The organism is Actinomycetospora sp. TBRC 11914 (assembly GCF_012933465.1).
In the GTDB taxonomy this organism is placed as follows: Bacteria; Actinomycetota; Actinomycetes; order Mycobacteriales; family Pseudonocardiaceae; genus Actinomycetospora.
Genome location: NZ_JABBND010000011.1, coordinates 114,075 through 139,172, shown reverse-complemented (window position 1 = coordinate 139,172; position 25,098 = coordinate 114,075). Strand labels below are relative to the sequence as shown.

The window sequence follows — 25,098 nt, the reverse complement described above, 5'->3', positions numbered from 1 at the left end:
GGCGGGTGGGTGTGCTCCCTGGCCGAGCCGGTCGACGCGCGGGGTGGTCAACGCCCGTGGAAGGTGGGAGGCCGCTTCTCGCGGAACGCGCTGATGCCCTCGAGCAGGTCGTCCGAGGCGAGGGTCCGCTCCTCGTGGGCCAGCGACAGGTCGAGGACCTCGCCGGCACGCTGCGCGGTGACGCGGTTGAGGACGCGCTTCGTCCCCTGGACGGCCAGGGGTGACAGCGCGGCGATCCGCGCCGCGAGACCGCGCGCGGCGGGCGCCGCCTCGTCGGCGGTGTCCACCAGGTCGGTGACCAGGCCCAGCGTCAGGGCCGTCTCGGCGTCGAGCGGATCGCCGGTGAGCAGGTGCCGCCGTGCCCGCAGCATCCCGGCGGCTGCCGGCCACACCAGGCACCCGCCGTCCCCGGCGACGAGCCCGACGGTCACGTGCGTGTCGGACAGACTGGCGCTCCGTGCGGCGACGACGGCGTCACAGAGGAGCGCCACCGTGGCTCCGAGGCCGACCGCGGGTCCCTGGACGCCGGCTACCACCGGCTGCGGCAGGTCGAGGAAGGCGTCGACCAGGTGCCGGGCGTCGTCGACCAGGGCCCGCCGGACCGCGGGGTCGCCGTGGGCCTCCGTCATTAACGCGAAGTCGCCCCCGGCCGAGAACGCCCGGCCCGTGGACGAGAGCACGACGGCCCGGACCTCGGGATCGCCCGCCAGGTCCCGCAGCACCGGGATGATCGCCGCGTGCAACTCGGCGTCGAACCGGTTGAGCAGCTCGGGTCGGGTCAGGGCGATCTCGGCGACGCCCGGCGAGGGGCGGGAGAGCGCCAGGGCGTGGGCGCCGTCGGTGTTCAGCGGAAGTCCTTCCAGTGGCCGTGGGGGGTCCAGCCCATGCGGAAGGGGAGTTCGATGCGGGCGACGGGGCCGGCGGTGATGTCGTAGGTGTCGAAGATTTGGTATTCGCTGGTTTTGTCGGCCCACCAGGACACCGGGACGATGATGTAGCCGTCGCCTTCGGGGGAGTCGGGGCTGCGGGGGGCGAAGGTGGATTCGAGGACGGCGGCGGGTTGGTCGGTGCGGATGACGTATTCCTGGTCGGCCAGGGTGTGCATGTCGGTGACGACGAGGCTGTTCATCGACATGCCCTTGCGCTTGATGACCCCGCCGACCTGGTAGCCCCAGCGGTAGCCCTTGCCGTAGAAGCGTTCGTCGACCTTGGGCAGCTCGGAGGGGCGGTCGGAGAGCTGTTCGCTGGTGGCCTTGCCGGTCTCGAGGTCGATCGTCCAGCGGCCGAGCTCGCTCTTGGCGATGGAGAAGAACAGGGCGACGTCGTCGCCGGCGGTGAAGTCCTGGTCGAACGGGAACGGCGGCCGGTTGAAGATCGGCGCGTCGAGGGTGAGCTTCCCGTCGGTCACGTTGGCCGACATCGTGTGCATGACGTACTGCGCGGGCAGGTCGGTGGTGATCCAGCGGATGTCGCCGTGGATGTCGTCGCGGGGGATGAGCGCGAGGACGATCGGCAGGTCCTCGTTCCACTCCCACACGCCGTGGCCCTTGAGCGGGCGGCCCTTGTCGATGAGGAAGGGCTGGAAGGGCATGACCATCCACTGGGGGGTCAGCCAGATGTCGTGGGCGACGGTGTTGTAGGGGGCGTCCCAGAGTTCGCGGGAGTCGACCGAGCCGTCGGTCTCGACCTTGTGCAGGGTCACGTAGGGGGCGGTGTCGCGGTAGGTCCAGCCGTAGAGGGTGCCGGTGTCGTGGTCCCACTTGGGGTGGGCGGTGAAGGCGCAGTCGCCGAAGGACGCCGGTTCGTGGATGCCCGGCGAGAGCTTGGTCGACCACGGCACGACGCCGGTGGTCTCCAGGGTGATCGGGTCGATCCCGATCGGCGGGCCACCGATCTCGCTGGAGACGACCATCTGGTCGCCGAAGGGGAAGATGTTGATGTTGGCGGTGCCCTGCGGGACGCCGGTGGTGAGCTTGTCGCGGGTGACGTCGCCGTAGGCGAAGTCGCGCCAGTCCCCGAAGCCGCCGTCGGTCCACTCGAAGAGCCCGGTGCCGCCGTGGCGGGCCTCGAGCTGGTACTTCGGGGTACGGACCCAGCGGTTGCGGAAGTCGGCGCGGCCGTTGTCGAGCACCAGCCCCTGGATCATCCCGTCCATGCTCGGGACGGCCGTCGTGCCCTGCTTGGTGGGGCGCTTCCAGGTCGGGCCGGTCCGGTAGAAGCCACCGCAGAGCTCGCGGGGGATCTCACCCTCGCTGACGATGCACTCCTCGACCGTGGCCTCGAACCGCATCGGCTGGAACGGACCGGACAGCGCAGCTCCCGTGGGAAGGGGGAACCCCATCATCGACTCCTCGTGCACAGGGACGGCAGGAAGGACGGCGTCGTCCTCACTCGGCGTAGAGCTCCTCGATCTGGCTCGCGTACTTGGCGGCGATGGGACGGCGCTTGAGCTTCGCGGTGGGGGTGAGCTCGTCGCTGTCGGGCTGCCAGACGTCGGGGAGGATGCGGTACTTCTTGATCTGCTCGTTGCTGTTGAGCCGGGCGTTGCCGCGCTGGACGGCCCGGTCGATCTCCTCGTGCATGCGAGGGTGGGCGGCGAGCTCGGAGAACTCGGCGACGGTGAGACCGAGGCGCTCCGCGTACTGCGGAGCAGCTTCGGGGTCGAGGGTGATGAGAGCGGTGTTGTAGCGACGGCCGTCGCCGATGGTGACGATCTGGCCGATCAGCGAGCTCTCTCCCTTGATCGCCGATTCGATGTTGGCCGGCGACATGTTCTTGCCGGCCGCGTTGATGATGAGCTCCTTCTTCCGGTCGACGATGGAGACGTATCCCTCGTCGTCGATCACGGCGATGTCGCCGGTGTGCAGCCAGCCCTCGTCGTCGAGGGTCTCGGCGGTCTTCTCGGGATCCTTGCGGTACCCGACCATGTTGAGCGGAGCCCGGCACAGCAGCTCGCCGTCGTCGAGCAGGCGCACCTCCACGCCGGGGAGGGGGCGGCCCGCCGTGCCGGACTTGAAGTCCTCGACGCGGTTGAAGACGTTCAGCGACGTCTCGGTCGAGCCGTAGGCCTCCAGCAGCGGGACCCCGACCGCGCGGAAGAACTGGATGACCTCACCGGCGCACGGGGCACCGCCGACGAAAGCCGCCTTGATGCGGTCCAGACCGAGACGGGCGACCAGGGGCCGGAAGGCGTCGAGGTTCGCTGCGAACACCTCGCCCAGCGCGTCCGCCTCGCCGGCCGGGACGTCGGAACCACCGTCGTCGGCACGGACCTTGTGGAGGTTGGTCTCGAGCGCCGACCGCAGGTCGGCCTTGTCGATCATGCCCTCGAGCGCGACCTGGAGCTTCTCCCACAGCCGCGGTACCGAGAAGAAGGCGTCGGGGTGGACCTGGCCGAGGTACGTGGGGACCTCCCGCATGTCCGGGCAGGTCGTGATGGTGGCGCCATAGGGCAGCGCCATGTAGTGCGAGGTGATCCGGCCGCCGGCGTGGGCCATCGGCAGGAACGACAGGATCCCCTGGGAGGGCAGGGGAAGGGCCGCGTCGAGTGCGCGCTGCTGGGCCATCACGGTCCGGTGGGACCACTGCGCGGCCTTCGGCGGACCGGTCGTGCCCGAGGTGAAGATCATCGTGACGAGGTCCTCGGCGCCGACCAGCCGCGAGCGGGCGTCGAGGTCGAAGTCGGGGTCGGCACGGGACTCGACATCGGCGAGGGTCAGCTCGTCCGCCCCGCCGTCGATGGTGACGAGGTGGTCGACGGAGTGGTCGAGACGCATCACCGCGTCCCGCACGGTCGGGAGGAACGACCGGCCGGTCACCACGACGCGGCAATCGGCGATGGTCAGCTGCTCGGCGATCTGCTCGGCCGACGAACTGTTGAAGATCGCGAAGGGCACCGCGCCGAGGTGGACGGCCGCGAAGTCCACGAGGTGGACCTCGGGGAGGTTGGGCAGGAGCATGCCCAGGGTGTCCCCGTGACCGAGACCGAGCGCAGCCAGGCCCGCGGCCACCGAGCGCATGCGGAGGTCGAACTCGGCCCACGTGTAGCGCACCGAGTCGTCCCCGGTGCGCAGCGCGATCCCGTCGGGACAGCGCACCACCACGCGCCGGAACGCCTCGCAGACGGTGTCCGCGTCCACCGGCTCGTCGCCGGCGTCGGGGGACGACCCTCGGGGGGTCACCGAGTCCGTCACCGGTGTCGTCATCGGGGGGCCTCGTCTCGGGTCGGGAACCCCGCGGGCACCGGGACGCTGCGGGGAGGGAAGGCGGGTGGCCGCTTGTCCGCGAAGGCGGACATGGCCTCGTCGAAGTCGGGCAGGCGCTGCAGGCGGCCCTGCTCGGTGGCCTCGTGGGCGAGCTGGTCGGTCAGTGTGCACTCGAGGGCACGCTGGTGCGCGTGCTTGATCGCGTCAGTGCTCGACGAGACGGCCGCGAGCTCCTCGGCGAGCTCGATCGCCGCATCGAGGGCTCCGTGTTCGTCGCCGATCCGGTTCACCAGGCCCCAGGCCAGGGCCTCCGAGGCTCCGAGGTCCCGGCCGAGCATGGCGAGCTCGTTCGCCCGTCCGAGCCCGACCAGTCGGGGCAGCAACCACGTCGCCCCGGTGTCGGGGAGCAGCCCGACCTTGACGAACGACAACTGCAGCCGCGCGGACGGCGAGGCCACCCGCAGGTCGCTCGCCAGCGCGAGGGAGGCACCGGCGCCGGCCGCGACGCCGTTCAGGGCGGCGATGATCGGGATCCGCAACGACACCATCGTCTCGATGAGCGGGTTCCAGGTGTCGCGCAGCACTCGCTCGGGCGCCTCGATGCCGCTCTTGACGTCGGCCCCGGAGCAGAAGGCACGTCCCTCCCCGGTCAGGACGACGGCGCGGACCGACGGGTCGGCCTCCAGCGCGCGGAACGCGTCGGCGAGGAGATCGCCCATCGGGGGGGTCACCGCGTTCATGCGGTCGGGTCGGTTGATCCGGACGATGCCGACCGCGCCGCGCTGCTCCCGGACGACGTCGGTGCCCGTCCCGTCGGTCCCCATCACGCGGCCTTCGCGATGCGCCGCGCGGTGCGCTCGCCCCCGAGGACGGCGCGCTCGACGCCACCGGATCCGAAGAGGGCGCTCGTCGTGTGCACGTGGCCCGCGGGGAGGCCGGCGCGCACTTCCTTGATCCCCTGCCAGTAGCCGGGGAAGGGGAGGTAGCCCGTGCGCGGCCAGCGGTGCACCGAACTCATGTCCCGCCGCCCCCGCAGGCCCGGGTAGTAGGACTCGACGAACTCGGCCGCCCAGTCCATCAGCTCGTCGTCGGACCGGTTCATCAACCGGGTCGTGGCTCTGGCCTCGGTGAAGAGCGAGACGAGGGTGTGCCCCGCCGGCGCCCGGTCCGGGGCCTTGTTCTGCTGCATCATCACCAGCAGGGCGTCGGACGACTCCCGGGTGGGGACGAGGACCGCGTACGACCTGGTCGGCGACGGGACGTCGTAGCCCAGCGAGATGCTCATCAGCGGGACGTCGCGCAGCTTCCGGCCGAACTCCCCGGCCGTGTCCTCGAGGACCGGCCACATCGACCTCGCGTCGTGGTAGGAGACCGCGAGCACACACAGGTCGGCGTCGATCTCGCCCGGTCCGGAGGGACCCCGGTAGGTCACGTGCACGCCCTCGTCGGTGTCGTCGATGCTGGTCACCTCGATCCCGCACCGGACGTCCACGGTCCTGGCGAGCGCGTTCGGGAGCGCCGACATGCCGCCGGTGATGCCGAACGCCGGCTTCGTCCCGACGGCGAGGGCGGAGAGGACGAGCAGGCCGCTCGTGCCGTCGATCCCGGTGCCGGCGAACGCCCGCACGATGGGGTCGATGACCCACTCGGTCACCTCGTCGTCGAAGTAGCGGTCGCAGAACTCCCGGGCGGTGCCGTAGTCGTCGGCCGTGCCGGTGAGCGCGTAGGGGTCGATCTTCCGCATCGTCGGGTAGAGCCGGGCCAGGCCGGCGGCGGCCGAGGCCTTGCCCCGGGCGGAGAGGATCGGGCTGCGGGCGAGGGACAGCGGCCGCGTGCGGTCGACCGTGATCGCCCGGCCGCCCCGCAGGATGTCGGCCGCCGGGCTCGCGGACACGATGCACTCCTCGAGCCCGACCTCCCGGGCGAGACCCAGGTAGTGGGTGAACGAGCCGTTGATCAGGTCTGCCCCGATGTCGACGAGGTAGTGCCCCTTCTGCTCGGTCCGGGCGAGCCCGCCGACGCCGCCGGCCCGTTCGAGGACGACCACCTCGTAGCCCGCCTCCGCCAGCCGGTGTGCCGAGGCCAGGCCGGACAGGCCTCCTCCGACGACGACGACCGTGCGGCCCCGGGCTCCCGCGCCCGTCACCGTGCCCCCACGGTCACGGCGGCCGCCGCAGTGGACCGGGCGGCGCCGGTGGGGTTGCCGAAGGCCGCGACGATCTGGTCGAAGGCGTCCTCGCTCTCCTCGGGGGTGAACGGCGGGACGTACGGGGTGTGCAGCGCGAGGTGGTCGACGACGCCGCGGAAGCGGTCGGCCTTCTGGCGGACCTCCTCGGGGGTGCCGGTGATGCTGAGGGTCTCGACGAGCTCGTCGGCGGTGTGCTCGAAGGCGGCGAGCCCCTCGGTGCGCATCCGGGAGCGCAGCTCGTCTACCTGCGCGGTCAGCCCGTGGAGCGCGACCACGGGGTCGCTCACCGGGTGGACCACGTAGAAGCCGACCTGGCGGCGGGCCCGGGCCATGGCGACGTCACGATCGGGGTGCACGCAGCAGATGTTGAAGACCGTCACCTCCACGTCGGATCGGTCGCGGCCCGCCTTCTCCGCGCCCGCGGCGATCTTCGGCGTCACCGATTCCGTCATGAACTCCGGCGTCGCGAAGTAGCCGAGCCACCCGTCCGCCTTGCGACCGCAGAGCTCGAGGAGCTTCGGGCCCATCGCGGCGAGGTAGATCGGGATCTGCGGGCGGGGGAGCTCGCGCACCCCCCACGGGTTCATCCGCAGCGGGTCGAAGGTGTAGTGCTTGCCCTCGAACTTCTCGGCGTCGCCGGTGTTGAGGTAGTCGAACGAGCGCCGGAGCACCTCGATGTACTCCGACATCCGCCCGAGCGGGTGGCTCGTGTCGGTGGAGTGGAAGCGGCGGAGGAACTCGGGGACCCCGGTGCCGATGCCGAGGATCATCCGGCCGCCGGACATCTCGTCGATGTCGGCGGCGGCGTTGGCGGTCTCGAACGGGCTCCGGGGGAGGGCCGCTGCGAGCCCGGTGCCGAGCGCGGCCTGCTCGGTCTGCAGGGCGATGGTCCCGAGCATCGTGAACGGGCTGCGGTAGACCTCGTACACCCACGTGGCGTCGAAGCCGGCGGCGTCGGCGCGTGCCGCCATGGTGGCGACGTTGGCCATCGGGCCGGTCCGGCTGGGGATGGTCACTCCGAGACGCATGCTCACTCCTGTGTGCTGCCGGGGATGCGGCTGACGGGACCGAAATGACAGTGACTCTCAAACCCGCAGCGAGTGTCATCGTGATGGCCGGTGCCGCCGATGTCCAGACGACGGGCGGATCGGGTCGGTCACGCCGGGGGGTGGTGGCTCAGCGGAAGTCCTTCCAGTGGCCGTGGGGGGTCCAGCCCATGCGGAAGGGGAGTTCGATGCGGGCGACGGGGCCGGCGGTGATGTCGTAGGTGTCGAAGATTTGGTATTCGCTGGTTTTGTCGGCCCACCAGGACACCGGGACGATGATGTAGCCGTCGCCTTCGGGGGAGTCGGGGCTGCGGGGGGCGAAGGTGGATTCGAGGACGGCGGCGGGTTGGTCGGTGCGGATGACGTATTCCTGGTCGGCCAGGGTGTGCATGTCGGTGACGACGAGGCTGTTCATCGACATGCCCTTGCGCTTGATGACCCCGCCGACCTGGTAGCCCCAGCGGTAGCCCTTGCCGTAGAAGCGTTCGTCGACCTTGGGCAGCTCGGAGGGGCGGTCGGAGAGCTGTTCGCTGGTGGCCTTGCCGGTCTCGAGGTCGATCGTCCAGCGGCCGAGCTCGCTCTTGGCGATGGAGAAGAACAGGGCGACGTCGTCGCCGGCGGTGAAGTCCTGGTCGAACGGGAACGGCGGCCGGTTGAAGATCGGCGCGTCGAGGGTGAGCTTCCCGTCGGTCACGTTGGCCGACATCGTGTGCATGACGTACTGCGCGGGCAGGTCGGTGGTGATCCAGCGGATGTCGCCGTGGATGTCGTCGCGGGGGATGAGCGCGAGGACGATCGGCAGGTCCTCGTTCCACTCCCACACGCCGTGGCCCTTGAGCGGGCGGCCCTTGTCGATGAGGAAGGGCTGGAAGGGCATGACCATCCACTGGGGGGTCAGCCAGATGTCGTGGGCGACGGTGTTGTAGGGGGCGTCCCAGAGTTCGCGGGAGTCGACCGAGCCGTCGGTCTCGACCTTGTGCAGGGTCACGTAGGGGGCGGTGTCGCGGTAGGTCCAGCCGTAGAGGGTGCCGGTGTCGTGGTCCCACTTGGGGTGGGCGGTGAAGGCGCAGTCGCCGAAGGACGCCGGTTCGTGGATGCCCGGCGAGAGCTTGGTCGACCACGGCACGACGCCGGTGGTCTCCAGGGTGATCGGGTCGATCCCGATCGGCGGGCCACCGATCTCGCTGGAGACGACCATCTGGTCGCCGAAGGGGAAGATGTTGATGTTGGCGGTGCCCTGCGGGACGCCGGTGGTGAGCTTGTCGCGGGTGACGTCGCCGTAGGCGAAGTCGCGCCAGTCCCCGAAGCCGCCGTCGGTCCACTCGAAGAGCCCGGTGCCGCCGTGGCGGGCCTCGAGCTGGTACTTCGGGGTACGGACCCAGCGGTTGCGGAAGTCGGCGCGGCCGTTGTCGAGCACCAGCCCCTGGATCATCCCGTCCATGGAGAGCAACGGGTTGGGCCCCTGCCTGGTCGGGCGCTTCCAGGTCGGGCCGGTCCGGTAGAAGCCACCGCAGAGCTCGCGGGGGATCTCACCCTCGCTGACGATGCACTCCTCGACCGTGGCCTCGAACCGCATCGGCTGGAACGGACCGGACAACGCGGTGTCCCGCGGCAGCGGATACCCCATGGTCGACTCCTCGGGGTCGTGGCGATGGACGGGGCCGTCTCGGGTCCCACTCGCAATGTAAACGATCGTTCCTGAGGCCCGCCAGGAGCGCCGGCGGCGCGGACGGTCGTGCACACCCTCCGGCTCCACCGGATCGTTGACGCGTCGTCGGGTCGTTCGTATATTGAGACAGCTAGGTTCAGAAGTTGGCTCGAACCTCGGCCGGCGGCGCCGAGGCCCGGACGAAGGAGTCGGCGCGTGACGGTCTTCAGCTCGACCGAAGAGCAGTACGCGGTCATGGAGCCCTACCTCAAGGGGATCATCACCGACCCGGAGCTGGGGCCCAAGTTCGCCAAGGCGAACACCTCCTTCAAGGTGAACTACACCGAGCCCGAGGCGAACTTCCTCCTGGACTGCACCGTGGACCCGCCTGTCCTGCACGTCGGGGAGGAGGCGACCTCGCGGGCGGCGGACGTCGACCTCACGATGTCGGCCGACGACGGGCACAAGTTCTGGCTCGGCAAGCTCAACCTCCCGGTCGCGCTCGCCCGCAAGAAGGTCGTGGTCGCGGGGCCGGTGACCAAGCTGATGGGCCTGCTGCCCGCGCTGTCACCCGCCTTCGCCAAGTACCGGCAGCACCTGTCCGACACGGGTCGTGAAGATCTCCTGCCCTGACCTCCGTCCCGAGCCGCCCCACCACCGCCCGGAACCAGGGAGAACGCGATGACCATCGATGCCGGAACCCGTCCCGAGCTCGGACTGCTCGATGTGGAGACCTATGCGAACGGCAACCCGGACACCTACGGGCTGCCGCTGGACACGTACCAGTGGTACCGCGACAACGAGCCGTGCTCCTGGCAGGAGTTCGACGACCCGGCGCTGATCGACGCGCTCTGGATCGTCAGTCGCAACGAGGACATCTGGACCATCGACCGCGACACGGAGACGTTCGCGACCGACCGCGGGTACGTGAACTTCTGGAAGGTGACCCCCGTCGACCCCACGATGGGCGGGAGTCCGGCCATGCTCTCCATGTCGGGGCAGGACCACAAGCGCAACCGCGGGGTGATCAGCCGTGGGTTCACGCCGAAGGTGGTCAGGCGCCTGGAGCAGAAGTTCCGCGACTACGCCATCATGGTGGTGGACCGGGCGATCGAGAAGGGCACCTTCAACTTCGTCGACGAGATCGCCCACGCGATGCCGATGGAGGCGCTCGGCGACGTGCTCGGCGTGCCGCCGGAGGATCGAGCCAAGTTCTTCCACTGGGTCGACCAGTTCGCCGCCCCGTTCGACACCAGGATCACTCCGTCCTTCGACGACGTCATGATCGCGATCGGCGAGCTCATGGTCTATGCGACCGAGCTGGCGGAGAAGCGGAAGGTCGAGCCGGGCGAGGACGTGATGTCCCAGATCGTCAAGGCCTCCGCCGACGAGACGCTCTCCGAGGAAGAGATGATGGGGAACGTCGCGCTGCTGGCCAGCGGTGCCGCGGAGAGCACCAGAACCGCGCTCAGCCACGGCATGCACGAGCTGATGCGGAACCCCGAGCAGCTGGCGTGGCTGCGCGAGCGGGCCACCGACGTGCCCGACACGGTCGCCCAGGAATTCGTGCGGATCGCCTCGCCCTTCACCCACCTGGTGCGGACGGCGACCCGCGACGTCGAGATGCACGGGAAGACGATCCGTGAGGGTGACCGCGTGGCGATGCTCTTCGCCTCCGGGAACTTCGACGAGCGCGCCATCGAGAACCCGCGCGCGTTCGACCTCTCCCGCAGCCCGAACATGCACGTCAGCTTCGGGCGCGGTCCACACACCTGCCTGGGGAAGCACGTCGCCGCGCTGGAGATCAAGATCCTGCTCGAGGAGCTGATGCAGCGCACCCGCAGCATCGAGCCGGCGGGCGACATCGACTACGTGCGCGACGCGTACTCCCGGGGGGTCTATTCGTTGCCGGTCACGGTCAAGCCGGCCTGACCAGCCCGCGACAGGGAGGAACCACCGTGAAGGTGACATTGGACGAATCGCTGTGCGAGGCCCACGGGGAGTGCGTCCTCGCCGCGCCGGAGGTGTTCGATCTCGACGACGACTCCGACGTGGCGGTCCTCCTCGACGACAGCCCGCCGGAGGACCAGCGCGAGAACGTGGTGATGGCGGCCCGCCTCTGCCCGGTCGCGGCCATCACCGTCGAGGACTGACCAACGAGGAAGGGGGCCGCGTGCCCGAGTCGACGACGGCCAACAACGCCCGCAGTGGCGGGTCGGGGATCGTCCAGCAGTTCTACGAAGCCATCGGCAAGGGCGAGGCCGACACCCTCGTCACCCTCGTGAACGACCACTTCGACCCCGACGCGCGCCTGGTGTTCCCGGACGCGCTCCCCTACGGCGGCACCCACGAGGGGGCGAAGCGCCTGGGGAAGATGTTCGCCGGGATGGCCACCGCTCCCGGAGCCGGTGGCCCGGGGGAGGTCGCCCTGATCGACATGATCGACGACGGGGACAAGGTCGTGGCGCGCGTGCAGTTCACCTGGACCGCGCCCGGCGCGTCGGAGTCCATCCCGCACGAGGCACTGGAGATGTGGACCTTCGCCGACGGCAAGGTCACCGAGCTGCGGGCCTTCTACTGGGACACCCACGCCTGCGCCGAGCAGGTCGCGGCCTCCCGAGCCTGAGGAGAACCATGCGCAACGCCGTGATCGTCGATGCCGTCCGCTCCCCAATGGGCAAGGGGAAGGCGCCGAAGGACGGGAAGCCCGGCGGGTCGCTGTCCGGCATCCATCCCGTCGAGCTGCTGGGGCAGGTCTTCTCCCGCCTGTTCGAGCGGAACGACATCGACCCCGCGATCGTCGACGACGTCATCACCGGATGCGTCAGCCAGGTCGGGGAGCAGTCCGGCCCCGTCGGACGCTGGGGATGGCTCGCGGCAGGACTGCCCGAGAGCGTGCCCTCGACGGCCGTGCACCGGGCCTGCGGCTCGAGCCAGCAGGCGGCCGACTTCGCGGCCCAGGGCGTCATCGCCGGCGCCTACGACGTCGTGGTCGCCTCCGGGGTCGAGTCGATGAGTCGTATCCCCATGTTCACCTCAAGGCTCGGGCAGGACCCGTACGGGCCCTCGGTGAACGATCGTTACGCTCCGGGCCTCGTCCCCCAGGGCATCTCTGCCGAGCTGATCGCGGCCAAGTTCGGGTTCGATCGCGACGCCCTCGACGCGTTCTCGGCGCAGTCGCACCAGCGTGCGGCGGCGGCCGACCTCAGCGGCGAGATCGTGGCCGTCACCACCCCCGACGGCACCGTGGTCGACGCCGACGAGACGATCCGTCCGCAGACGACCGCCGAGTCGCTGGCCGGTCTCAAGCCGGCCTTCCGCACCGAGGAGATGGAGGCACGGTTCCCGGAGGTGGGCTGGCACGTCACGCCCGGGAACTCATCTCAGCTCACCGACGGTGCGGCCGCGATCCTCATCATGAGCGAGGAGCGGGCGAACGAGCTCGGGCTTCGGCCCCGGGCCCGGTTCCACGCGTTCGCGGTGGCGTCGGACGACCCCATCACCATGCTCACCGGGCCGATCCCGGCCACGGAGAAGGTGTTCAAGCGCAGCGGGCTGTCCGTGAACGACCTCGACCACTACGAGGTGAACGAGGCGTTCGCGCCGGTGCCCCTGGCGTGGGCCGGCCACTTCGGGGCCGACCCCGCCAAGCTCAACCCGCGGGGCGGGGCGATCGCCCTCGGTCACCCGCTCGGTGCCTCCGGTGCCCGCCTCATGACGACGATGCTGCACGGGCTCGAGGAGACCGGCGGTCGCTACGGGCTGCAGACCATGTGCGAGGCGGGCGGGATGGCGAACGCGACCATCCTCGAGCGGCTCTAGCCCGCCCGCTCCTCCACCCCCCAGAGAGGACTCCCCACTCCATCATGGACATCTCCGGTATCTCCGCCCTCGTGACCGGCGGGGCGTCGGGCCTCGGCCTCGCGACGGCCAAGCGGCTCCTCGAGCGTGGCGCCCACGTCACGCTGGTCGACCTCCCGTCGTCGGACGGCGAGGCGGTCGCGAAGGAGCTCGGTGACTCCGCGCAGTTCGCCGCGGCCGACGTCCGCAGCGAGGAGGAGATCACCGCGGCACTGGATCTCGCCGCCGAGCGAGGGCCGGTCCGGGCCGTCGTGCACTGTGCCGGCCGTGGCGGGGCGGTCCGCCTGGTGGCCAGGGACGGCTCGCCCGGGTCTCAGGAGACCTACGAGGAGGTCGTCGGGGTCAACCTGTTCGGGACGTTCAACGTGCTGCGTCTCGCCGCGGCCCGGATGGCGACCAACGAACCGCTCGACGGCGACCGCGGGGTCATCACCCTGACCGCGTCGGTCGCGGCCTTCGAGGGCCAGATCGGGCAGATTCCCTACGCGTCGGCCAAGGCCGGGATCGTCGGGATGACGATCGTGGCGGCCCGGGATCTCGCCAGCAAGGCCATCCGGGTCAACACGATCGCGCCGGGCACGTTCGACACGCCGCTGCTCGGGCGGCTGTCCGAGGAGGTCCGGGGCTCGCTGGCCAAGACGGTGCCGCACCCCAGCCGGCTCGGGGAGCCCGACGAGTACGGGAAGCTCGCCGTCTCGATCATCGACAACGGCATGCTGAACGGCGAGACCATCCGGCTCGACGGCGCCATCCGGATGGCCCCGCGGTGACCGCGGCGACCGACGCCCGCGTCCACCTCGAGGTCGACGGTCCGGTCGCGGTCGTCACGATCAACCGGCCGAAGGTCCGCAACGCCGTCGACCGTCCCACCGCGGAAGCGATCTCGGCGGCCTGGGACGAGATCGACGGCCGCAGCGACATCCGGGCCGCGGTCCTCACCGGCGCCGGCGGGTTCTTCTGCGCGGGCATGGACCTCAAGGCGTTCAGCGCCACGAAGGAGCGCCCGATCTCGGAGGCCCGCGGCGGCTTCGGGATCGTCGAGAAGCCTCCCCGGACACCGGTCGTGGCCGCGGTCGAGGGCAAGGCGCTCGGCGGTGGCTTCGAGATCGCCCTGGCGTGCGACCTCATCGTGGCGGCCGAGGACGCGTGGTTCGGGCTGCCGGAGGTCAAGCGGGGCCTGATCGCCGCCGCCGGGGGGGTGCTGCGGCTCCCGCAACGCGTACCCCGCAGCGTGGCCAAGCACCTGGTGCTCACCGGCGAGCCGGTGGGGGCGTACGAGGCGGAGCGCCTCGGGCTGGTGACCGAGGTGGCGAGGACCGGCCGCGCCCTGGAGGCCGCCGTCGAGCTCGCGGGCCGTATCGCGAGCAACGCCCCGATGGCCGTCCGGGGCGCCAAGCAGATCCTGGACGAGTCGATCGACTGGCCCGTGGCGGAGGCCTTCGCACGCCAGCAGGCGGTCACCGACCCCGTGCGCGCCTCCCGGGACGCGGCCGAGGGTGCCCGGGCGTTCGTGGAGAAGCGCGACCCGGTCTGGGTGGACGGCTGATGGGGGAGCCCTCGGAGCCCTTCGAGTCCGACCACGAGGCGTTCCGGGACAGCGTCGCGGCGTTCCTCGGGGGCGAGATCGCGCCGGGCTGGGACGAGTGGATCGCCCGCGGGGCGGTCCCGGACAGTGCCTACGCCCGGGCGGCTGCGCAAGGGATCGGCAGTATCGCGGTCCCCGAGGAGCACGGCGGCGCGGGCGTCGACGACCCCCGGTTCGACGCCGTCGTGGCCCAGGAGTGCGAGCGCCTCGGGCTGACGGGCTACGGACTGGTGCTCGCCGAGCACGCCGAGGCCGCCCGATGGCTGGCCCGGCACGGCACCGACGAGCTGCGGGCCCGGTGGCTGCCGGGGCTCGCGAGCGGCGAGCTCCGTGCCGCGGTGGCGGTGGCATCGGGCGGCCCGCGGGAGGGAGCCCTCGAGCTGGTCGACGTCGTCGGGGGCGCGACGGCGTCCGTGGCGGTGGTGGACGGTGCCCGGGACGGGTCGGTCCTCGTGCTGGACCTCGCCGCCGCGGGGGTGACACGCCATGCGCGGAGCACTCTCGGAGCGTCGGGAGTCGACGTCGCGGACGTGTCGGTCGGGGACCTCTCCGCCGCCACGGTCCTCGTCGGGAGTGGCGCCCCCGAGCTGCGCACCCAGTGTCGTCGTGCCTGGTCGGTGCTCGGGGCGGCCGGGGCGCGCACCGCGCTCGGCATGACGGTCGACTACGTGAACGAGCGCCGGGTGTTCTCCACCCCGGTCGCCGCGTTCGGGAACACCCGCACCGCGCTGGCCGGGCTCGCGGCCGAGGTCGCGGGCGCGGACGCCCTCGTCGGGCAGGTCCTGCAGGCGGGCGACGACACCGACACCGTGCGCGCCGCGCAGGCCCTGTTGCGGGCCACCGCCGCGCACGACGCCGCCGTGGACCTCGGGCTGCAGCTCCACGGCGGTTACGGGTACATGCTCGAGTACCCCATCTCCCGGGCGTTCGCCGACGCGCGGTACCTGCGGTCGCACATCGGGCTCGACCGCGTGGTGGACGACCTCGCCCCGGCGCTGGGTCTCGTCGGGGCAGGTGCCGGCGTGCCGGCGTGAGGTGCCCGACGGCGATCAGACGTCCGGGTCCCACACGCTGACGGTGGCGGTCGCCGCGAGCCGGCCGCCCCCGTCGAGCACGTCCGCGCGGGCGACCCCGAAGCGGCGGCCCCGGTGCACGATCTGCACGACCAGCGGGAGCCGGGAGCCGTCGGCGGCGACGCCCCGGAGATAGGAGACGTCGAGGTCGAGCGAGGCCGAGGCGGACCTCAGGCCGAGCTCGGCCTCGGCCGCGTGGGCGAGGGCGGCCGCGACCACCCCGCCCTGGACCACTCCCGAGAGGTTGCCCAGACAGGGGAGGGCGGGCAGGACGTGGTCGACGTGGGCGGCGCACAACCCGAGACCGGACCACGCGTCCTCGACGAACTCCGCCGCCGGCGGCGGGGCTGCGTCCTCTCCGGTGCCACCGCCCCGGGACGCCGGGCGGACGGCGCAGCGGCAGGACACGGTGGCCACGACCCGGCCACGGTCGGTACGGATCTCGCCGGCGCTGGTGGCCGACGCCGGGGCGGCGGTGCGTTGCGAGCACTCGCCGTGCAGCATCTCGCCCTCGACCGACCGCGGACCGGCGGTGGAGGCCTGCAATCGGAGCGTCTGGACCCCGGAGTCCGGCGACGCCGACGAGATCGCGGCGCCCAGGGCCACGTCGGCCAGGACCAGGGCCGAGCCCAGCCCGGACCCACAGGTCGGGTGCGGGGGCATGTGGGCACCGACGCGGCCCGCCGCGATCCCGTCGAGCTGCTGACCGAACGTCGTTGCGACCGGAGACGTCCGGGCACTGCCGTCGGCGATCGCCCGGAGCATGTCGAGCGAGGTCCGTGCCGGTCCGCGCGAGGCTCCGGCGCTCACCGGTCGTCCTCGGCGTACATCTCCTCGATGAGGTCGGCGTACTTCGCCGCGATCGGCTTGCGGCGCAGCTTCATCGTGGGGCTGAGCTCGTCCCCGGACGGCTGCCACACGACGTCGAGCACGCGGTAGCGCTTGATCGTCTCCACCCGTGCCATCGCCGCGTTGGCGTCGGTGACCGCGCGGTCCACCGCCGCCACCACCTCCGGGTCGGCCGCGAGCTCCTCGGGCGCTGCGGCACGACCGGCGACACCCGCCGCCACCTCGGGGTCGATCACGATGAGGGCCGTGTTGAACTTCCGTCCGTCCCCGATCACGCAGGCCTGACCGATGACGGGTCCCGCCGCCTTGAGCTTGAACTCGATGTTCGCCGGCGACATGTTCTTGCCGTACGCGCTGATGATCAGTTCCTTCTTGCGGTCGACGACGCTCAGCCGCCCCTCGTCGTCGTACTCACCGATGTCCCCGGAGTGCAGCCAGCCGTCGACCAGCGTCTGGGCGGTGAGCTCGGGCCGGTTGAGGTAGCGCTCCATCACCCACGGTGAGCGGATCAGGATCTCGCCGTCCTCCGCGAGCCGGATCTCGTTGCCGGGGAAGGGGAAACCGACGGTCCCCACGCGGACGTCGTCGGGCCGGTTGATCGAGCCGAACGCGACGACCTCGGTCATCCCCCAGGCCTCGAGCACCGGCAGGCCCAGGGCGAGGTAGAAGCGCACCAGGTGCGGGGGCACCGCGGCCGAGCCGAACAGGGACGCCTCGACCTGGTCCAGGCCGACGGTGGCGAGCAGCGGGGTGAGGACCTCGTCGCGCTCGCGCTCCCACCGGGCGAGCAGGTCGGGGTCCTGTGGCGCGCCCGCCTCCCGCTGGTCGATCAGGCGGTACCCCACGTCGAGCGCGGCCGAGGCACGCTCGCCCCAGCCGCCCTCGTTGCGGGCGATGCGGGCCTCGATCGCCCCCCGCATCTTCTCGAACAGCCGGGGCGGGGAGCACAGGTAGTTCGGCCGGGTGTCGAGCAGGTAGCGCGGTACGTCCGTGATGTCCGCGCAGCACGAGACGGTGAAGCCGTAGGCGACGACGGGGTAGTACGCGAAGATCCGCCCGCCCATGTGGGCGAACGGGAGGAACGCGACCACGCGCGCTCCCTCGAGCGTGCCGGTGACCTGGTCGAGGGCATCGAGGCAGGACAGGATCGCGCGGTGGGTCAGCACGACGCCCTTCGGGTCACCCGTGGTGCCCGAGGTGTAGCTGATCGTCGCGACGTGCTCGGGCCCGATGGCGCGACGGATGTCGTCGATCTCCTCGGGTGAGGGGCCCGGCGCCGTCTCGACGTCGGCCAGGGTGGTGTCCGCCGCCCCCGCTGCGTCATCGATCACGACGACGGTCTCCACGCCGGGTGCCTGCGCGCGCGCGGCGAGGACGACGTCGAGGAACGCGGGTTCCGCCACGACCACGCGCACCTCGGCGTCCCGCAGGATGAACGCCACGTCCTCCGGGGGCAGGCTGTTGTAGATCGAGGTCGGCACGACGCCGAGGTGCAGCGCGGCCATGTCGACCAGGAAGAACTCCGGGGAGTTCGTCGTCATGAGGGCCAGCCGGTCCCCGTCGCGCAGCCCGAGGGACGCGAGCCCGGCCGCCACCCGGTCGACCCGGGACCCGAACTGCTCCCAGGTGATCTCCGGCGCGCCGGTGAGGGTCCGCAGCGCCACGCGGTCCGGGATCCGGGTGACCTGGTGCCGGAAGGTGGCGCAGAGCGTTCCCCGCCCGACGACGTCGTCGGTCACCAGTGACGGCTGGGAGGTGGTGGCGGTCATGCGACCTCCGTCGGCTCGGGGAGGGATGGAGCGACCGTAGTTCGAATTGCAAGTCACTGTCAATTTGGTTGCCACTCTCATCTCTCGTCGATTAGCCTGAGGCGATCGGGAGGGATGGAGGAGTGGTCGGTGAGCTCTCGTGATCGCCGGCGGGCCCGGACCCGCCAGGAGCTGGCGCGGGCCGCCGCGGTGCTCTTCGAGCAGCAAGGCTTCGCGGCGACGACCGTGGAGGAGATCGCCGCGGCGGCGGACTACTCGGCGAGCACCTTCTTCCGTCTCTTCGACCGCAAGGAGGACGCTCTCTTCGTCGACCTGGACGACAGCGTCGGTGTGGTGGCGCGGCACATGGCCAAGGTGACCTCCGCCGGGCGGTGGCCGGCGATCCGGGAGGCGCTCCTCCGGCACGCCGCGGCGTGGGAGGAGGGCGACCCGGAGTTCGCGGCCGCCCGCACCAGGCTGTTCCACCGCGAACCGGCCCTCGCGCGGGTCTACGGCGAGCACCTCGAACGGTGGCAGGCCGAGCTGGCGGTCGACCTGACGCGGCTGCGCGGTGGCGACCCCGACGACGACGTGATGCCGTTGGTCGCCGCCGGCGCGATCGTGTCCACCTACCGGGCTGCGTTCCGTCGTCAGGCACGGGTCGGTGGCCGGATGGTCGACCATCTCGAGCGAGCCCTCGACCTGCTCGAGACGAGTGGCTCGTTGTCCTCGTTGCTCGAGGCGGCACCCCGCACCGTCCGGGCCTGACCGACGAGGCCTCCCACGTGGCGCCGACCGCGCCGGCCGGAACGATCGTTGACCTCGAACCGGCCGGCGCGCCGTCCGGCGCCCCGCACCCGCCGCGCCCGCGCGGCCCGAAGGAGACGTGACCGCTGTGACGCACGCACCGAATCCCGGGGACGCCGGCGAGGACGACGGCCCGTTGCACGGCCTGCGGGTCGTGGAGCTCGCCGGCATCGGCCCGGGGCCCTACGCCGCGATGCTCCTCGCGGACATGGGGGCCGAGGTCGTCCGGATCGAGCGCCCCGGTCCCGCGGCGTCCTCGTTGCCCGTGGCGGTGGACGTCCTGCGCCGCGGCCGGGAGTCCGTCGTCGTCGACACCCGCCAGGACGACGGCGTGCGCGCGGTGCTGGGGCTCGTGACGGGCGCCGATGTCCTCCTCGAGGGGTACCGCCCGGGTGTCACGGAGCGGATGGGGCTCGGCCCGGAGGACTGTTGGGCGGTCAATCCCCGGCTCGTGTACGGCCGGATGACCGGGTGGGGCCAGGAGGGGCCGCTCTCCCACAGCGCCGGCCACGACATCGGCTACATCGCGCTGACCGGGGCGCTGCACGCGATCGGCCCCGCGGACGGGGGCCCCGTGCCGCCCCTGAACCTGGTGGGCGACTTCGGCGGCGGGTCGCTCTTCCTCGTCGCGGGCGTCCTCGCCGCCGTCTGGGAGGCGGGCCGCTCCGGGCGGGGCCAGGTCGTGGACGCCGCGATCGTGGACGGCGCAGCGTCGCTGACCGGGATGATGCACAGCATGCTCGCCGCCGGGCTCTGGCGGGACGAGCGCGGCGCGAACATGCTCGACGGCGGCCAGCCGTGGTACGCGACGTACGCGACGTCCGACAACCGCTGGATGGCCGTCGGCGCGCTCGAGCCCAAGTTCTACGCGGAGCTGATGGGCCGCCTCGGGCTGGAGGCGGACGAGGCCGAGCGGGCGGACCGCTCGCGGTGGCCCGCGTTGCGGGCGCGGATCGCCGGGGCCTTCGCCTCGCGGACCCAGGAGGAGTGGCGGGCCGAGTTCGACGGCACCGACTCCTGCGTCGCCCCCGTCCTCCCGTTCGCCGAGGCTCCGCAGGACCCGCACCTCGTGGCACGGGGAACGTTCGTCGACGTCGCAGGCGTGGCCCAGCCGGCCCCGGCGCCGCGCTTCACCCGCAGCGGGAGCCGCACGCCGCGCGCGCCGGAACCCGCCATGTCGGCCGAGCGGGCCGTCCACCTGCTGACGCGGTGGGGGGTCGAGTCCGCGGCCGACCTCGTCGCGGGCGGTGCCGTGCAGGGTGCGGCGTCGTCGGCGGTCCCGTGACCGCGCTCAGGTGAGGCGGTACGGACCCGGACGGTTGCCGCGGCCCCGGCGGCGTGCCCGCGCCGCCGCCGCGCCTACCGAGCCGTCCGACCGCTGAGCCACGCGCTCACCGATCGGCCAGGTCCAGGATCTCGTCCAGGGAGCGCTGCACGCTCTCCCGCAGCAACGCGCGATCGGTGTACACCGAGGCGTCGGCGTTCACCGCGATGCACGCGGTGTCGACGTGGGTGCAGAGCGAGGCGCACATCGTCGTCCCCGGGAGCGGACCGAAGACCCACATCCGCTCGAAGCGGGCCCCGGCGACGAACACGTGCTGCGGGACGCCGAACCACGAGCTCGTGGTGAGCGCGGCGCTCGTCGTCATGGCGCCGAGGGTCGCGGTGACGATGCCGCCCGGGACGAGGTTCATGGCCGGGGTGAGCGTGTTGATGAAGTCCAGGGCCTGCTCGCCGCGGACCTTCTCGACCCGCTCGCGCATGACGCGGATGCGTTCGGCCGGGTCCTCGATGCTCGACGGTGCCGACCAGAACGCCGCGGCGAAGCGGCTGCCGCCCATGGGATCGCGTGGGTCGCGCACGGAGACCGGCATCGAGATCGGCACGTCGTCGATCTCGGTGGCCTTCCCGATGTGGTAGTGGCGCAGTCCGCCGAGGACGGCGCACACGAAGGCGTCGTTGACGGTTCCGCCGACCGACTTGGCGGCCTTCTTGAGGTCGTCGATCGGGCACTCGAACGCCTCGAACCGCCAGTTCATCCGGTCGCCGCCGCCGGCGAGGATGGCGCTCTTCGACGCGGGCGGGGGTGAGGAGACCCGGACCAGCGAGCGGAGGTAGTCGACGAGCTCGCTGGGGTGCCCCAGGGCGTCGACGGTCTTGGTCACCGCGGTGCGCACGAACCCGGGCGCACCCTCGATCTGGCCCCTGACCCCGTGCACCGCCGCGGTCAGCGGCGTGAACGCGGTGCGGTCCGGGATGTCGGGCATGGGCTTGTCGGGCTGGTGCTCGCGCGTGCGGGAGAGCAGCCGTCCCAGCAGCTGGGTGGCCCCGGCTCCGTCCATGAGGACGTGGTGGCAGTGCAGCAGATACGCGGCCCGACCGCCCTCCAGGCCCTCCACCAGGACCCCCCGCCACGGTGGGCGCTGGCGGTCGAGGGGCTCGACGGCCAGGGTCTGGGCCAGCTCCAGGAGCTGGTCGGTCGAACCGGGCCCCGGCAGCGCGAGTCGGCGTAGATGATGCTTCAGGTCGAAGGCCGGGTCGGGCGACCACAGCGGGGGACCGGTCGGGACGACCGGCTCGACCACGTGGTCGGTGAAGCGTGGCACCATCCGCATGGCCCACTCGTGGGCGTTCCAGAGTCGTTCCCACTCGGGTGCCGAGTCGAGGACCATGACGACGACCCCGGCCCAGGAGTCCGCCGGCGGCCGCTCGGTCCGCCACATCAGCGAGTCGAGGGCGTTGAGCTCGGTCTCCGAACCCCACTGCGCCAGCTCGGCCCAGGCGCGGCGGACGTCGTCGTCACGGTCATCGGTCGCGGTCATGCGATCTCCTGGTGGGGTTCGTGCGACAGTCGTCGCCCCTCGGCCGTGGCGCCGGGGAGGGACGGGCGGGTGACGAGCTCGACGAGGTGCCGGCGGCCGCGGCGGCCGAGCCGGACGACGGCCCGGACGAGGCCGGTCTGGCGGGGCCGGGTGTACCACGCCACGGGATCCACGCCATCGGGAGCGCGGTGGGGAGCACGAGCGGTGCCGTCGTCGAGCTCGGACATGAAGTCGAGCACGATCTGGTTGAACACCTCGGGCCACTCGAACATCGAGCAGTGGCCGACGTCCTCGAGCACCGAGAGATGGGCGCCGGGGAGCGCCCGCCGGAGCAGGTGGGCGCTGGACAGGGGGACGAGGTGGTCGTCGCGCCCCCAGATGAGCGTGGTGGGGCAGCGCACCCGGACCGGTTCGGCCTGCCGGACCACCTCGACGCCCGAGGTCACCGCGTCCGCGAACCCCGGCGCCTGCATCGCCGGGATGACCTCGCGGGCCAGAGCCGGAGCCAACGTGGCCGGTCGCTGGACCGCTCCGCGCAGGAACGCCCACCGCAGCCGCGTGTGGTTGGCGACGAGATCGAGCAGGGGGGTCCGGCGGACGACGGCGTCGAACAGCCCGAACCCGACCCCGATCATCGCCAGCCGCGCGCGGCTGAGGGTCACGCTGCCCGCGGAGACGAGGATGAGCCCGCGGGTCCGTGCGGGTCGACGCTCGGCGACGAGGGTGGCGACGAGTCCGCCCAGCGAGTGCCCCGCGACCACCGCCTCGGTGATCCCGAGCTCGCGGAGCAGGTTGTCGATCACGTCCACGAAGCCGTCGGTGGTGGCCGGCGGGGCCAGGGGCTCGGACCGGCCGAAGCCGGGGAGGTCGAGCGCGATCACGCGGTACCGGCGGGCCAGTGTCGGGATGTTCTCCATCCAGGTCTGCCAGGAGCCACCGAGCCCGTGGACCAGGAGCAGGGCAGGCCCGCTGCCCACGTCCACGTAGCGCACGGACCGGTCCGCGATCACCAGATCCGACGCGTGCCCGCCCGGGTTCTCCGCGAACTCCGCTGCCGTCGCCACCCGGTCGTCTCCTCCCGGCTCAGCCCTCATCACCGCGGGGGCGACTTCTGAACCTCGGCGTCTCTGAACGCCGCGCAGTATCTTCCCCGCGCCCCACCCCGTCAATCGACCTCGGCGCTGATGTGAACGATCGTTCTGAAACCGCGACGGGGCCTGTTAGGGTCGGGTCGCTCATCGTCGCGGAGTCGGAGGTTCCCGTGCGACGTCACCTGTTCGCTCCCGAGCTCGACGAGTTCCGGGCGGTGGTCCGGGCGTTCGTGGAGACCGAGGTGGAGCCCGACTACTCGTCATGGGTGGACGCGGGCCGGCCTCCGGGGTGGTTCTGGCGTCGCGCCGGTGAGATCGGGATCCTCGGGATCGGCGTGCCCAAGGAGTACGGCGGCCTCGACGCATCGACGTTCGTCCACAGTGTCGTGGTCACCGAGGAGATCCAACGTCGCTTCCTGGCGCTGGGCGGGGTCCGGGTGCACACCGACATCTGCATGCCGTACCTGCTCGAGTACGCGACCGACGAGCAGAAGGACCGGTGGCTCCCGCGCCTCGCGAGCGGCGGGGCGGTCGTGGCACTGGGCCTGTCGGAGCCCGGCGCCGGGTCCGACCTCAAGGCCATGTCGACCCGGGCGGTGCGCGACGGTGACCACTACGTGGTCGACGGCGCCAAGACCTTCATCTCCAACGGTGCGGCGGCCGACCTCGTGATCCTGGCGGTGAAGACCGATCCCTCGGCGGGCCGCCGAGGGATCAGCCTGCTCGTCGTCGAGTCCGACACCCCCGGCTTCGAACGCGGGCGCAAGCTCGCGAAGCTCGGGCTGCAGGCCCAGGACCTCGCCGAACTGTCGTTCACCGGCATGCGGGTCCCGGCCGAGAACCTGCTCGGGGCGGAGAATCGGGGCTTCGAGTACCTGACCGCGAACCTCGCCCAGGAACGGCTGTCGATCGCGGTGAACTCCCAGGCCGCCGCACGGGCGGCCCTCGGTGCCGCGGTGGAGCGGACGGCCGGCGGCGAGGTCGGCCAGTCGGCGAAGTTCGCCCTCGCCACAGCGGCGGTCGACGTCGACGCGGGCCAGGCGCTCATCGACCAGGCGGTGCGGGATCTCGTCGACGGAGAGCTCGGGCCGAGCGACGCCGCCGCGGTGAAGCTCTACGCCACCGAGCTGCAGAGCCGGACGGTGGGCATCTGCCTCGACGTCGTCGGTCCCACGGCCTTCCGCGCCGCGGACCCGCTCGGACAGGCGTACCTCGACGGCCGGGTCAGCAGGGTCTACGGCGGCTCGAGCGAGATCATGAAGGTGATCGTCGCGAAGTCGCTGGGCCTCTGAGCGGCGCCCGGGCCCGGACGGGACCACACGTGGGGACGCCGGCCGAGCAGGGGACGTACGTCGGGGAGGGCCTCGCCCTGGGGGTGCTCCGGGCGGGATTCTCGGCGGTCGCGCTGGACCGCGAGGCCGTGGAGTCCGCGTTCGGGGAAGCGTGGGACGCGTGGCCGTGGCGCCGGTCCTTCCCCCGGGTGCAGGCCGACCTGGACCGGGAGCGGATCTGGGCGATCATGCACCGCAGCGAGGGACGGCTGCGCTCGTGCTTCGCCTACTGGGTCCAGGCCGGTCCGTACTTCCACGCGAGAAGCCGGGTCGGGCGCACCCCCGCCGAGCATCTCGGGCTCCTCGCCGGCCGGTCCGGTGTGCCCGTCGACGCCTGGGACGGGCTGAGCCGCGACGTGTTGCGCGTCCTCGGTGAGGAGCGCCTGGTCCGCGCGTCCTCGACGAGCCCGTCACCGTGGGGCGCCGTCCTTGACTTATGAGACGTACCGTTTCAGAATGAGGTCCTCTGATGTCGTGCACCGTGTCCGGCGCCGAGTGCGCACGCAGCGGGACGGATGGCACGTTCCTGAAGGCGGTGACCGTGAGCAGTCCTCTCCGGGAGTACCTGACGCCCTTCCTCGACCTCGTCGACTTCCCCGCCGCGCGTTGGGAGATCGTGACCGCGGCCGAGCAGTACGGGGCGGACCTCCGAACCCGCACGGCCCTGCGCATGCTCTCGTGCGTGTCCTACGCGAGCCGGCAGCAGGTGGTGCGCGAGCTCGTCGAGAACCTCGGTGCGTTGCGCGGGACGGCCGTCGAGCAGAACGCGAGGCCGCCGCGGGCGCGTCCCCGTCCACACCGCGTTCTGGCAGCGTGAGCGATTCCGCAGGTCGCGACGCGGTGG

General features: G+C 71.8%; 24 protein-coding genes. 13 read left to right on the top strand and 11 right to left on the bottom strand.

From position 1 onward, the window contains the following. Positions 1 to 47: 47 nt before the first annotated feature. The 7 genes from HH311_RS17940 to HH311_RS17910 all read right to left on the bottom strand — a co-directional run bounded on the left by HH311_RS17940 (position 48) and on the right by HH311_RS17910 (position 9,066). On the bottom strand, positions 48 to 824 hold the full coding sequence (locus HH311_RS17940) for an enoyl-CoA hydratase/isomerase family protein (RefSeq protein ID WP_169185132.1): 777 nt from the start codon (positions 822 to 824) through the stop codon (positions 48 to 50). Positions 825 to 844: 20 nt separating this feature from the next. Then, the gene (locus HH311_RS17935) at positions 845 to 2,341 is read right to left on the bottom strand and encodes a carotenoid oxygenase family protein (protein WP_169185048.1); all 1,497 of its coding nucleotides are present in this window, start codon (positions 2,339 to 2,341) and stop codon (positions 845 to 847) included. Between the two features lie 46 nt (positions 2,342 to 2,387). Then, the gene (locus HH311_RS17930) at positions 2,388 to 4,205 is read right to left on the bottom strand and encodes a long-chain fatty acid--CoA ligase (protein ID WP_169185047.1); all 1,818 of its coding nucleotides are present in this window, start codon (positions 4,203 to 4,205) and stop codon (positions 2,388 to 2,390) included. Then, positions 4,202 to 5,029: an enoyl-CoA hydratase/isomerase family protein gene (locus tag HH311_RS17925; RefSeq protein WP_248292759.1), complete on the bottom strand. Its 828-nt coding sequence runs from the start codon at positions 5,027 to 5,029 to the stop codon at positions 4,202 to 4,204. Before HH311_RS17925 ends, HH311_RS17930 begins: the two co-directional genes overlap by 4 nt. Continuing rightward, positions 5,029 to 6,351 carry an FAD-dependent oxidoreductase gene (locus HH311_RS17920; RefSeq protein ID WP_169185045.1) on the bottom strand — a complete coding sequence of 441 codons (1,323 nt, stop codon included), beginning with the start codon at positions 6,349 to 6,351 and terminating at the stop codon, positions 5,029 to 5,031. Before HH311_RS17920 ends, HH311_RS17925 begins: the two co-directional genes overlap by 1 nt. Continuing rightward, positions 6,348 to 7,421, bottom strand: coding sequence for an LLM class flavin-dependent oxidoreductase (locus HH311_RS17915; RefSeq protein WP_169185044.1), 1,074 nt, complete (start codon positions 7,419 to 7,421; stop codon positions 6,348 to 6,350). The genes HH311_RS17920 and HH311_RS17915 overlap by 4 nt, the downstream gene beginning before the upstream one ends. 148 nt (positions 7,422 to 7,569) lie before the next feature. Continuing rightward, complete coding sequence (locus HH311_RS17910; RefSeq protein ID WP_169185043.1) at positions 7,570 to 9,066, bottom strand: carotenoid oxygenase family protein; 1,497 nt, start codon at positions 9,064 to 9,066, stop codon at positions 7,570 to 7,572. A 237-nt stretch (positions 9,067 to 9,303) separates the two neighbouring features. On the opposite strand from HH311_RS17910, the gene HH311_RS17905 reads away from it, so the two are divergent. The 8 genes from HH311_RS17905 to HH311_RS17870 are packed head-to-tail and all read left to right on the top strand — an operon-like array spanning position 9,304 to position 15,567. Continuing rightward, positions 9,304 to 9,720, top strand: coding sequence for an SCP2 sterol-binding domain-containing protein (locus HH311_RS17905; RefSeq protein WP_211190425.1), 417 nt, complete (start codon positions 9,304 to 9,306; stop codon positions 9,718 to 9,720). A gap of 48 nt (positions 9,721 to 9,768) precedes the next feature. After that, positions 9,769 to 11,019: a cytochrome P450 gene (locus HH311_RS17900; protein WP_169185042.1), complete on the top strand. Its 1,251-nt coding sequence runs from the start codon at positions 9,769 to 9,771 to the stop codon at positions 11,017 to 11,019. 26 nt (positions 11,020 to 11,045) lie between these two features. Next, positions 11,046 to 11,240 (top strand): ferredoxin, encoded by a 195-nt coding sequence (locus tag HH311_RS17895; RefSeq protein WP_169185041.1) that lies wholly within the window; start codon positions 11,046 to 11,048, stop codon positions 11,238 to 11,240. A 20-nt stretch (positions 11,241 to 11,260) separates the two neighbouring features. After that, positions 11,261 to 11,713: a nuclear transport factor 2 family protein gene (locus tag HH311_RS17890; RefSeq protein WP_169185040.1), complete on the top strand. Its 453-nt coding sequence runs from the start codon at positions 11,261 to 11,263 to the stop codon at positions 11,711 to 11,713. An 8-nt stretch (positions 11,714 to 11,721) separates the two neighbouring features. After that, complete coding sequence (locus tag HH311_RS17885) at positions 11,722 to 12,909, top strand: thiolase family protein (protein WP_169185039.1); 1,188 nt, start codon at positions 11,722 to 11,724, stop codon at positions 12,907 to 12,909. A 44-nt stretch (positions 12,910 to 12,953) separates the two neighbouring features. Continuing rightward, complete coding sequence (locus HH311_RS17880) at positions 12,954 to 13,718, top strand: SDR family NAD(P)-dependent oxidoreductase (RefSeq protein ID WP_169185038.1); 765 nt, start codon at positions 12,954 to 12,956, stop codon at positions 13,716 to 13,718. Continuing rightward, a complete protein-coding gene (locus tag HH311_RS17875; RefSeq protein ID WP_169185037.1) occupies positions 13,715 to 14,494 on the top strand; it encodes a crotonase/enoyl-CoA hydratase family protein in 780 nt (259 codons plus the stop codon). The genes HH311_RS17880 and HH311_RS17875 overlap by 4 nt, the downstream gene beginning before the upstream one ends. Further along, positions 14,494 to 15,567: an acyl-CoA dehydrogenase family protein gene (locus HH311_RS17870; protein WP_169185036.1), complete on the top strand. Its 1,074-nt coding sequence runs from the start codon at positions 14,494 to 14,496 to the stop codon at positions 15,565 to 15,567. Before HH311_RS17875 ends, HH311_RS17870 begins: the two co-directional genes overlap by 1 nt. Before the next feature lie 15 nt (positions 15,568 to 15,582). On the opposite strand, the gene HH311_RS17865 is transcribed toward HH311_RS17870, so the two are convergent. Continuing rightward, on the bottom strand, positions 15,583 to 16,416 hold the full coding sequence (locus HH311_RS17865) for an acyl-CoA thioesterase domain-containing protein (protein ID WP_169185035.1): 834 nt from the start codon (positions 16,414 to 16,416) through the stop codon (positions 15,583 to 15,585). Beyond that, positions 16,413 to 18,224 (bottom strand): long-chain fatty acid--CoA ligase, encoded by a 1,812-nt coding sequence (locus tag HH311_RS17860; protein ID WP_169185034.1) that lies wholly within the window; start codon positions 18,222 to 18,224, stop codon positions 16,413 to 16,415. Before HH311_RS17860 ends, HH311_RS17865 begins: the two co-directional genes overlap by 4 nt. Before the next feature lie 129 nt (positions 18,225 to 18,353). Between HH311_RS17860 and HH311_RS17855 the strand changes: the two genes are divergently transcribed. Both HH311_RS17855 and HH311_RS17850 read left to right on the top strand, forming a co-directional pair. Then, positions 18,354 to 18,971, top strand: coding sequence for a TetR family transcriptional regulator (locus HH311_RS17855; RefSeq protein ID WP_169185033.1), 618 nt, complete (start codon positions 18,354 to 18,356; stop codon positions 18,969 to 18,971). 118 nt (positions 18,972 to 19,089) lie between these two features. Further along, entirely contained in the window at positions 19,090 to 20,295 is a 1,206-nt protein-coding gene (locus HH311_RS17850) for a CaiB/BaiF CoA-transferase family protein (RefSeq protein ID WP_312030219.1), read from the top strand. Positions 20,296 to 20,401: 106 nt separating this feature from the next. Here the strand turns inward: HH311_RS17850 and HH311_RS17845 are convergent, their stop codons facing one another. Both HH311_RS17845 and HH311_RS17840 read right to left on the bottom strand, forming a co-directional pair. Beyond that, the gene (locus tag HH311_RS17845; protein ID WP_169185032.1) at positions 20,402 to 21,832 is read right to left on the bottom strand and encodes a wax ester/triacylglycerol synthase domain-containing protein; all 1,431 of its coding nucleotides are present in this window, start codon (positions 21,830 to 21,832) and stop codon (positions 20,402 to 20,404) included. Further along, positions 21,829 to 22,896, bottom strand: coding sequence for an alpha/beta fold hydrolase (locus HH311_RS17840; RefSeq protein ID WP_169185031.1), 1,068 nt, complete (start codon positions 22,894 to 22,896; stop codon positions 21,829 to 21,831). Before HH311_RS17840 ends, HH311_RS17845 begins: the two co-directional genes overlap by 4 nt. A gap of 197 nt (positions 22,897 to 23,093) precedes the next feature. On the opposite strand from HH311_RS17840, the gene HH311_RS17835 reads away from it, so the two are divergent. From HH311_RS17835 to HH311_RS17825, 3 genes are all read left to right on the top strand, one after another. Beyond that, the gene (locus tag HH311_RS17835; protein WP_169185030.1) at positions 23,094 to 24,215 is read left to right on the top strand and encodes an acyl-CoA dehydrogenase family protein; all 1,122 of its coding nucleotides are present in this window, start codon (positions 23,094 to 23,096) and stop codon (positions 24,213 to 24,215) included. Positions 24,216 to 24,244: 29 nt separating this feature from the next. Then, positions 24,245 to 24,694 (top strand): hypothetical protein, encoded by a 450-nt coding sequence (locus HH311_RS17830; RefSeq protein ID WP_169185029.1) that lies wholly within the window; start codon positions 24,245 to 24,247, stop codon positions 24,692 to 24,694. A gap of 101 nt (positions 24,695 to 24,795) precedes the next feature. Next, positions 24,796 to 25,071, top strand: coding sequence for a DUF2795 domain-containing protein (locus tag HH311_RS17825; RefSeq protein ID WP_169185028.1), 276 nt, complete (start codon positions 24,796 to 24,798; stop codon positions 25,069 to 25,071). Positions 25,072 to 25,098: the final 27 nt, after the last annotated feature.